Raw genomic sequence first — 8,991 nt, 5'->3', positions numbered from 1 at the left:
TTCCACTTCACGCCGAACGGTCCCCTCTCCCGCTTGCGGGGGAGGGTTAGGGTGGGGGAGCGGAGTACAGGATTGGCAATGGAGTGTCGGCGAAGTCCATTGCCCTCACCCCAGCCCTCTCCCAGAGGGAGAGGGGGCCGTTCGGAGTGGGTGGATAACGCAGCGTTAGCCGGCAGGTTCGTAGGGCGTATAACCGTTCGCGGTTATACGCCGTTGGCCGGTGCGCCGATGCCCTTCATGGAACTGTAGGAGCGAGCTTGCTCGCGAACGGGGTTTGCCGGGGGTGTAGGTGGGGTTGAGAGCGCCCTCTCCCCAGCCCTCTCCCTGAAGGGAGAGGGGGCTGTTCGGAGTGGCCGGAGAATTCGAAGTCATCCTGAAGCGCCTAACCCCACCCCATACGAAAAATGCCGTTTCCCCTAACCAGAGAAACGGTACTCTTCCTTACAGCGAACAGCCCGCCGGAGCAGGCTGTTCTGTCGGGCGGACCTTACAGGCCGGCCGCGTCACGCAGGGCGGCGGCCTTGTCGGTGCGCTCCCAGGTGAAGGCGGTGAAGGTGTCGTCGCCGTAGGTCAGCTCGTACGGGTTGCGGCCGAAGTGACCGTAGGCCGCGGTGGGCTGGTACATCGGGTGTAGCAGGTCGAGCATCTTGGTGATGGCGTACGGGCGCAGGTCGAAGTGCTCGCGGACCAGCTGGACGATCTTGTCGTCGCTGATCTTGCCGGTGCCGAAGGTGTTCACCGAGATGGAGGTCGGCTGAGCCACGCCGATGGCGTAGGACACCTGGATTTCGCAGCGCTCGGCCAGGCCCGCGGCGACGATGTTCTTGGCCACGTAGCGGCCGGCGTAGGCGGCGCTGCGGTCGACCTTGGACGGGTCCTTGCCGGAGAAGGCGCCGCCGCCGTGGCGGGCCATGCCGCCGTAGGAGTCGACGATGATCTTGCGCCCGGTCAGGCCGCAGTCGCCCACCGGGCCGCCGATGACGAAGTTGCCGGTCGGGTTGATGTGGAACTGGGTGTCCTTGTGCAGCAGCTCGGCCGGCAGCACGTGCTTGATGATCAGCTCCATCACGCCTTCGCGCAGGTCGGCGTAGGAGACGTCCGGGTTGTGCTGGGTGGACAGCACGATGGCGTCGATGCCGACTACCTTGCCACCTTCGTAGCGGCAGGTGACCTGGCTCTTGGCGTCCGGGCGCAGCCACGGCAGCAGGCCGGACTTGCGCGCCTCGGCCTGGCGCTCGACCAGGCGGTGGGAGAAGCAGATCGGCGCCGGCATCAGCACGTCGGTCTCGTTGCTGGCGTAGCCGAACATCAGGCCCTGGTCACCCGCGCCCTGGTCTTCCGGCTTGGCGCGGTCGACGCCCTGGTTGATGTCCACGGACTGCTTGCCGATGATGTTCAGCACGCCGCAGGTGGCGCCGTCGAAGCCGACGTCGGAGCTGTTGTAGCCGATGTCGATGATGACCTTGCGCACCAGGTCTTCGAGGTCGACCCAGGCCGAGGTGGTGACTTCGCCGGCGATGATGGCGACGCCGGTCTTCACCAGGGTCTCGCAGGCCACGCGGGCGTACTTGTCCTTGGCGATGATGGCGTCGAGCACCGCGTCGGAGATCTGGTCGGCGATCTTGTCCGGATGGCCTTCGGATACGGATTCGGAGGTGAAAATCGAGTATTCGCTCATCTAACGGTTCCTGTCTTTACCGGTGGGTGAGGACGCTTCGCGAATCCGGCTTGGCGAAATGCCGCACCTGGATCTGAAAGCCATTACGTAAACCAATGTACAAGCTCTCGCCGGGGGCGAGCCCCGCGGCATCGGCCCAAAGGGCCAGGTCTTCCTGTTCGAACCCCAGCCAGAGGTCCCCGCAGGCTTCGCGGGCCCAGCTCTGGTCGTGGCTGCACAGTTCGGTCACCAGCAGGCTGCCGCCCGGCTTCACCAGGCGCGCCAGCTGGCGCAGGGCCTCGGCGGGCGCCGCGAAATGGTGCAGCACCATGTTCAGCACCACGCAGTCGGCCGGTTCGGCGGCGTCGCGCAGGGCGTCGGCCAGGTCCAGCCGCACGTTCGTCAGCCCTGCCTCCAGGCAGCGCCGGCGGGCCAGGTCGAGCATGGCCACGCTGTTGTCCAGCGCGGTCACCCGCGCGAAACGCCGGGCCAGCTCGGGGAGGAACCCGCCGTCGCCGGGGCCGACTTCCAGCGCCGTGGCGCCGGGGGCGAAGCTCAGTGCGTCGAGCAGCGCCAGAACGCTTTCGCGGTATTGCGGCAGCCCCGCGATCAGGTCCTGCGTGGCCTGGAACTTCTCCGCGCTGCGGGCGAAGTAGTCGCGGCTGACCGCCGCACGCTGGGCATGCACCGCGGCGACGCGGGCGTCCACCTCGGCCGGCAGCGCCAGCTCGTCCACTTCCGCCAGCAGCGCCCCGTGCAGCTTGCCGCCGAGGCTGTCGGCCTGGGGCAGGGCGCGGCGGTAGAAGATCGCGTTGCCTTCGCGGCGCGTCGCCACCAGGCCGGCCTGGGCCAGCACCTTGAGGTGGTGGCTCATGCCCGACTGGCGGATGGCGAAGATCTGCGCCAGCTCCAGCACGCCGAACGAATCGTTGGCCAGCACCCGCAGCACGTTCAGCCGCAGCGGGTCGCCGCCGGCCTTGCACAGCGCGGCCAGCTCGTCGCAGGCATCGTGGCGGATCAGGGGCATGCGCAGGCTCATAGGGGGCGGAGTCTAGAGGCCCGCGGCGATGGTGGCAACGGCTGTATCAAAAAGTTTTGATATTGGAGACGGAAGGTAGCGGCAAGCTGCAGGCCACAAGCTGCAGGCAGGAGCTGGACGGGCCCGCCGCCTGCCGCCTGTAGCCTGCGGCCCGATTGTCATTGCCCCGCGATGGCCGGCTGGGCGAAAATGGCCGCCTTTTTTCATCCCTTCGATCAATCGAAGCAGCCCCCGCAGGAGATTCAGCAATGCCCAGCCGTCGTGAGCGAGCCAATGCCATCCGCGCACTGAGCATGGATGCCGTGCAGAAAGCCAACAGCGGCCACCCCGGTGCCCCCATGGGCATGGCGGACATCGCCGAAGTGCTCTGGCGCGACTACCTCAAGCACAACCCGGTGAACCCGCAGTGGGCCGACCGCGACCGCTTCGTGCTGTCCAACGGCCACGGCTCGATGCTGATCTACTCGCTGCTGCACCTGACCGGCTACGACCTGGGCATCGAGGACCTGAAGAACTTCCGCCAGCTCAACTCGCGCACCCCGGGCCACCCGGAGTACGGCTACACCGCGGGCGTGGAGACCACCACCGGCCCGCTCGGCCAGGGCATCGCCAACGCCGTGGGCATGGCCCTGGCGGAGAAGGTGCTGGCCGCGCAGTTCAACCGCGAAGGCCACGCCATCGTCGACCACTACACCTACGCCTTCCTCGGCGACGGCTGCATGATGGAAGGCATTTCCCATGAAGTCGCCTCCCTGGCCGGCACCCTGCGCCTGAACAAGCTGGTCGCCTTCTACGACGACAACGGCATCTCCATCGACGGCGAGGTCCACGGCTGGTTCACCGACGACACCCCGAAGCGCTTCGAGGCCTACGGCTGGCAGGTGATCCGCAACGTCGACGGCCACGACGCCGACGAGATCAAGACCGCCATCGAGACCGCGCGCAAGAGCGACGCGCCGACGCTGATCTGCTGCAAGACCGTGATCGGCTTCGGCTCGCCGAACAAGCAGGGCAAGGAAGAGTGCCACGGCGCGCCGCTGGGCAACGACGAGATCGCCGCCACCCGCGCCGCCCTGGGCTGGAACCATGGCCCGTTCGAAGTCCCCGCCGAGATCTACGCCGAGTGGGACGCCAAGGAAGCCGGCGCCGCCCGCGAAGCCGAGTGGAACCAGCGCTTCGCCGCCTACCAGGCCGCCCACCCGGAACTGGCCGCCGAGTTCCAGCGCCGCATCAAGGGTGAACTGCCGGCCGACTTCGCCGAGCAGGCCGCCGCCTACGTCGCCGAGGTCGCCGCCAAGGGCGAGACCATCGCCAGCCGAAAGGCCAGCCAGAACGCGCTGAACGCCTTCGGCCCGCTGCTGCCGGAACTGCTGGGCGGCTCCGCTGACCTGGCCGGCTCCAACCTGACCCTGTGGAAGGGCTGCAAGGGCGTGACCCCGGCCGACGCTTCCGGCAACTACGTGTTCTACGGCGTGCGCGAGTTCGGCATGAGCGCCATCATGAACGGCGTGGCCCTGCACGGTGGCTTCATTCCCTACGGCGCGACCTTCCTGATCTTCATGGAATACGCCCGCAACGCGGTGCGCATGTCCGCGCTGATGAAGCAGCGCGTGCTCTACGTGTTCACCCACGATTCCATCGGCCTGGGCGAGGACGGCCCGACCCACCAGCCCATCGAGCAGCTGGCCAGCCTGCGCCTGACGCCGAACCTGGACACCTGGCGCCCGGCCGACGCGGTCGAGTCCGCGGTGGCCTGGAAGTACGCCATCGAGCGCAACGACGGTCCCTCGGCGCTGATCTTCAGCCGCCAGAACCTGCCGCACCAGGCGCGCGACGCCGAGCAACTGGCCAACGTCGCCCGCGGCGGCTACGTGCTCAAGGACTGCACCGGCGAGCCGGAGCTGATCCTGATCGCCACCGGTTCGGAAATCGGCCTGGCCGTGCAGGCCTACGACAAGCTCAGCGCCGAAGGCCGCAAGGTGCGCGTGGTCTCCATGCCCTCCACCAGCGTCTTCGAGCAGCAGGATGCCGGCTACAAGCAGGCCGTGCTGCCGGTGCAGGTCGGTGCGCGCATCGCCATCGAGGCCGCCCATGCCGACTACTGGTACAAGTACGTGGGCCTGGAAGGCCGGGTGATCGGCATGACCACCTTCGGCGAGTCGGCCCCGGCCCCGGCGCTGTTCGAGCACTTCGGCTTCACCGTCGACAACGTGCTGGAAGTGGCCGCCGAGCTGCTCGACGCCTGATGCCGTGAACGCCGGGGCGCCACGCGCGCCCCGGCGAACCAAGGGATAACAATGTCCAAGCGCCCTTACCGTGTCGCCCTCAATGGCTACGGCCGCATCGGCCGCTGCGTGTTCCGCGCCCTCCACGAGCGCGGCGCGAAGGCCGGCTTCTCCGTGGTCGCGCTGAACGACCTGGCCGACCTGGCGAGCCTGGAATACCTGACCCGCTTCGACTCCACCCACGGCCGCTTCCCCGGCGAGGTGAGCGTGGCCGACGGCTGCCTGCACGTCGGCGGCGACTGCGTGAAGGTGCTGCGCCAGGCCGAGCCCGAGGCCATCGACTGGGCCGCGCTGGACGTCGACCTGGTGCTGGAGTGCTCCGGCGTCTACCACAGCCGCGCCGATGGCGAGCGCTTCCTCGCCGCCGGCGCGCCGCGGGTGCTGTTCTCCCAGCCCATGGCCAGCGAGGCCGACGTCGACGCCACCGTGGTCTTCGGCATCAACCAGCAGCAGCTGTCCGGCGCCGAGAGGCTGGTGTCCAACGCCTCCTGCACCACCAACTGCAGCGTGCCGCTGCTCAAGCTGCTGAACGAGGCGGTGGGCATCGAGTACGTGTCGATCACCACCATCCACTCGGCGATGAACGACCAGCCGGTGATCGACGCCTACCACCACGAGGACCTGCGCCGCACGCGCTCGGCGTTCCAGTCGGTGATTCCCGTTTCGACGGGGCTCGCGCGGGGCATCGAGCGCCTGCTTCCGGAACTTGCCGGGCGTATCCAGGCCAAAGCCATCCGGGTGCCGACGGTGAACGTCTCGGCGCTGGACATCACCCTGCAGGTTTCCCGCGACACCAGTGCCGCGGAAATCAACCGGGTGCTGCGCGAGGCCGCCAGCAGCGGGCCGCTCAAGGGCCTGCTGGATTACACCGAACTGCCCCACGCCAGTTGCGACTTCAACCACGACCCGCACTCGGCGATCGTCGACGGCAGCCAGACCCGCGTCTCCGGGCCGCGCCTGGTGAACCTGCTGGCCTGGTTCGACAACGAGTGGGGCTTCGCCAACCGCATGCTCGACACCGCGGGGCACTTCCTGCGGGTCGCCGCCAGTGAACGTTAAACACACAGCCCATACAGGACTGACGTCATGACCGTTTTGAAGATGACCGACCTCGACCTCCAAGGTAAGCGCGTGCTGATCCGCGAGGACCTCAACGTGCCGGTGAAGGACGGCGTGGTGAAGAGCGACGCCCGCATCCTGGCCGCGCTGCCCACCCTCAAGCTGGCCCTGGAGAAGGGCGCGGCGGTGATGGTCTGCTCGCACCTGGGCCGCCCCACCGAAGGCGAGTTCTCCGAGGAGAACAGCCTCAAGCCGGTCGCTGATTACCTGAGCAAGGCCCTGGGCCGCGACGTGCCGCTGGTGCGTGACTACCTCGACGGCGTCGAGGTCAAGCCGGGCGAGCTGGTGCTGTTCGAGAACGTGCGCTTCAACAAGGGCGAGAAGAAGAACGCCGACGAGCTGGCGCAGAAGTACGCCGCGCTGTGCGACGTCTTCGTCATGGACGCCTTCGGCACCGCCCACCGCGCCGAGGGCTCGACCCACGGCGTGGCCAAGTTCGCCAAGGTCGCCGCGGCCGGCCCGCTGCTGGCTGCCGAGCTGGACGCCCTGGGCAAGGCCCTGGGCAACCCGGCCCGGCCGATGGCCGCCATCGTCGCCGGCTCCAAGGTGTCCACCAAGCTCGACGTGCTCAACAGCCTGGCGCAGATCTGCGACCAGCTGATCGTCGGCGGCGGCATCGCCAACACCTTCCTCGCCGCGGCCGGCTACAAGGTCGGCAAGTCGCTGTACGAAGCCGACCTGGTCGACACCGCCAAGGCCATCGCGGCCAAGGTCAGCGTGCCGCTGCCGGTGGACGTGGTGGTGGCCAAGGAATTCGCCGAAAGCGCCGTTGCGACCGTCAAGGCCATCGCCGACGTCGCCGACGACGACATGATCCTCGACATCGGCCCGCAGACCGCCGCGCAATTCGCCGAGCTGCTGAAGTCGTCGAAGACCATCCTGTGGAACGGCCCGGTGGGCGTCTTCGAGTTCGACCAGTTCGGCGAGGGCACCAGGACCCTGGCCCTGGCCATCGCCGAGAGCCCGGCCTTCTCCATCGCCGGTGGCGGCGACACCCTGGCGGCCATCGACAAGTATGGCGTGGCCGAGCGGATCTCCTACATTTCCACTGGCGGCGGCGCCTTCCTCGAGTTCGTCGAGGGCAAGGTCCTGCCGGCCGTGGAGGTGCTGGAGCAGCGCGCCAAGCCGTAAGCGCACGAGCGATTCGGGGCAACCTTGCGGCGTCCTCGGGGGTCACAACCTTCGAGGACGGGACAAAGGAGAGCAATCATGCCCCACGTCGCCCTTGGCTTCGCGTTTTGCCTGATACTGGCCGGCTGCAGCGGCTCTGGCGGTAAACCCGCCACCTGCGAGCTGGTCAGCCCGCCCGAGGTGATGGTCCCCAGCGACCAGAACCGCGAGCGGGTGGAGAGCCTGAGTACCGGCGATCCGACCCCGGCCGGGAAACCGGTGAACTGCCCCTGAACGGGGGCGCCGGTGCGGCGCGGGGCTGAATGGACATACGGCATCGCCGTGAGAGGGAGAATTGCCCGATGAAGCGTTACCTCGCCGCCCTGGCCCTGGGCGCCCTGCTGGCCGGTTGCTCCAGCCACCCCGCGGGGAGCGGCGCCGGCGCCGCCAAGGGGGGCGGGTGGAACCACTGGACCTGCGACAGCGGCGCCGTGGTGATCTGGCGCTACGTCGAGGGTACCCGCTCGTCGGTGGTGGACCTGCGCCTGGGTGAGGACGACGTCGTCCATCACCTGGAGGAGGAACCCGGCGGCTCCGGTGCTTTCTATAGCGACGGACTGGTCGGTTTCAGCGTTACCGGCGACCAGGGGCTGATCTACTGGGTGGAGAGCAACGACCTGATCGGCCGCGGCTGCCACGCACGCTAGCTCCGGTATGGCGCCGTGCGGCGCAACAGACTTGAATGCAGCCTGCCCCTGCGGCAGGCTGTCGAACCATAGAACGAGCCCAACTTCCTGGGAGAAGTGAAAACATGGCACTCATCAGCATGCGCCAAATGCTGGACCACGCCGCCGAGTTCGGCTACGGCGTCCCGGCTTTCAACGTCAACAACCTCGAGCAGATGCGCGCCATCATGGAAGCGGCCGACAAGACCGATTCCCCGGTGATCGTGCAGGCCTCGGCCGGCGCCCGCAAATACGCCGGCGCGCCCTTCCTGCGCCACCTGATCCTGGCGGCCATCGAGGAATTCCCGCATATCCCGGTGTGCATGCACCAGGACCACGGCACCAGCCCGGACGTCTGCCAGCGTTCGATCCAGCTGGGCTTTTCCTCGGTGATGATGGACGGCTCGCTGAAGGAGGATGGCAAGACCCCGGCCGACTACGACTACAACGTCCGCGTGACCCAGCAGACCGTGGCCTTCGCCCATGCCTGCGGCGTGTCCGTGGAAGGTGAGCTGGGCTGCCTGGGCTCCCTGGAAACCGGCATGGCCGGCGAGGAAGACGGCGTCGGCGCCGAAGGCGTGCTGGACCACAGCCAACTGCTGACCGACCCGGAAGAAGCCGCCGACTTCGTCAAGAAAACCAAGGTCGACGCCCTGGCCATCGCCATCGGCACCAGCCACGGCGCCTACAAGTTCACCAAGCCGCCGACCGGCGACATCCTCGCCATCGACCGCATCAAGGCGATCCACGCGCGCATCCCCGGCACCCACCTGGTGATGCACGGCTCCTCCTCGGTGCCGCAGGACTGGCTGGCGATCATCAACGAGTTCGGCGGCGAAATCCCGGAAACCTACGGCGTTCCGGTCGAGGAAATCGTCGAAGGCATCAAGTACGGCGTCCGCAAGGTGAACATCGACACCGACCTGCGCCTGGCTTCCACCGGCGCCATCCGTCGCTTCCTGGCGAAGAACCCGAGCGAATTCGACCCGCGCAAGTACTTCGCCAAGACCATCGAAGCCATGCGCGATGTCTGCATCGCCCGCTACGAAGCCTTCG

At 67.7% G+C, this 8,991-nt stretch carries 8 protein-coding genes; 6 read left to right on the top strand and 2 right to left on the bottom strand.

What is annotated here, in order from left to right; all coding sequences use genetic code 11:
• Positions 1-487 precede the first annotated feature (487 nt).
• Together metK and DK254_RS31630 are read right to left on the bottom strand one after the other, a co-directional pair.
• Entirely contained in the window at positions 488-1,678 is a 1,191-nt protein-coding gene (gene metK, locus DK254_RS31635; RefSeq protein WP_109937002.1) for a methionine adenosyltransferase, read from the bottom strand.
• Between the two features lie 16 nt (positions 1,679-1,694).
• On the bottom strand, positions 1,695-2,696 hold the full coding sequence (locus DK254_RS31630; RefSeq protein WP_089389897.1) for a metalloregulator ArsR/SmtB family transcription factor: 1,002 nt from the start codon (positions 2,694-2,696) through the stop codon (positions 1,695-1,697).
• A gap of 248 nt (positions 2,697-2,944) precedes the next feature.
• Between DK254_RS31630 and tkt the strand changes: the two genes are divergently transcribed.
• The 6 genes from tkt to fba form a co-directional block, all read left to right on the top strand.
• Positions 2,945-4,942, top strand: coding sequence for a transketolase (tkt, locus tag DK254_RS31625; protein WP_109937001.1), 1,998 nt, complete (start codon positions 2,945-2,947; stop codon positions 4,940-4,942).
• 51 nt (positions 4,943-4,993) lie between these two features.
• Positions 4,994-6,040 (top strand): erythrose-4-phosphate dehydrogenase, encoded by a 1,047-nt coding sequence (epd, locus tag DK254_RS31620; RefSeq protein ID WP_109937000.1) that lies wholly within the window; start codon positions 4,994-4,996, stop codon positions 6,038-6,040.
• A gap of 27 nt (positions 6,041-6,067) precedes the next feature.
• Positions 6,068-7,231, top strand: a complete 1,164-nt coding sequence (locus DK254_RS31615) for a phosphoglycerate kinase (protein WP_109936999.1) — start codon at positions 6,068-6,070, stop codon at positions 7,229-7,231.
• A gap of 78 nt (positions 7,232-7,309) precedes the next feature.
• Positions 7,310-7,504 (top strand): hypothetical protein, encoded by a 195-nt coding sequence (locus DK254_RS31610; protein ID WP_109936998.1) that lies wholly within the window; start codon positions 7,310-7,312, stop codon positions 7,502-7,504.
• A gap of 68 nt (positions 7,505-7,572) precedes the next feature.
• Positions 7,573-7,917, top strand: coding sequence for an MliC family protein (locus DK254_RS31605; RefSeq protein ID WP_109936997.1), 345 nt, complete (start codon positions 7,573-7,575; stop codon positions 7,915-7,917).
• Between the two features lie 104 nt (positions 7,918-8,021).
• Positions 8,022-8,991: class II fructose-bisphosphate aldolase (gene fba, locus DK254_RS31600; protein WP_109937370.1), on the top strand; the 970-nt coding region annotated here is incomplete at its 3' end.

The organism is Pseudomonas sp. RW407 (genome assembly GCF_003176655.1).
In the GTDB taxonomy this organism is placed as follows: Bacteria; Pseudomonadota; Gammaproteobacteria; order Pseudomonadales; family Pseudomonadaceae; genus Pseudomonas; species Pseudomonas delhiensis.
Note: the sequence above shows the minus strand (reverse complement) of the source record. Positions and strands in the feature narration are given on the sequence as shown.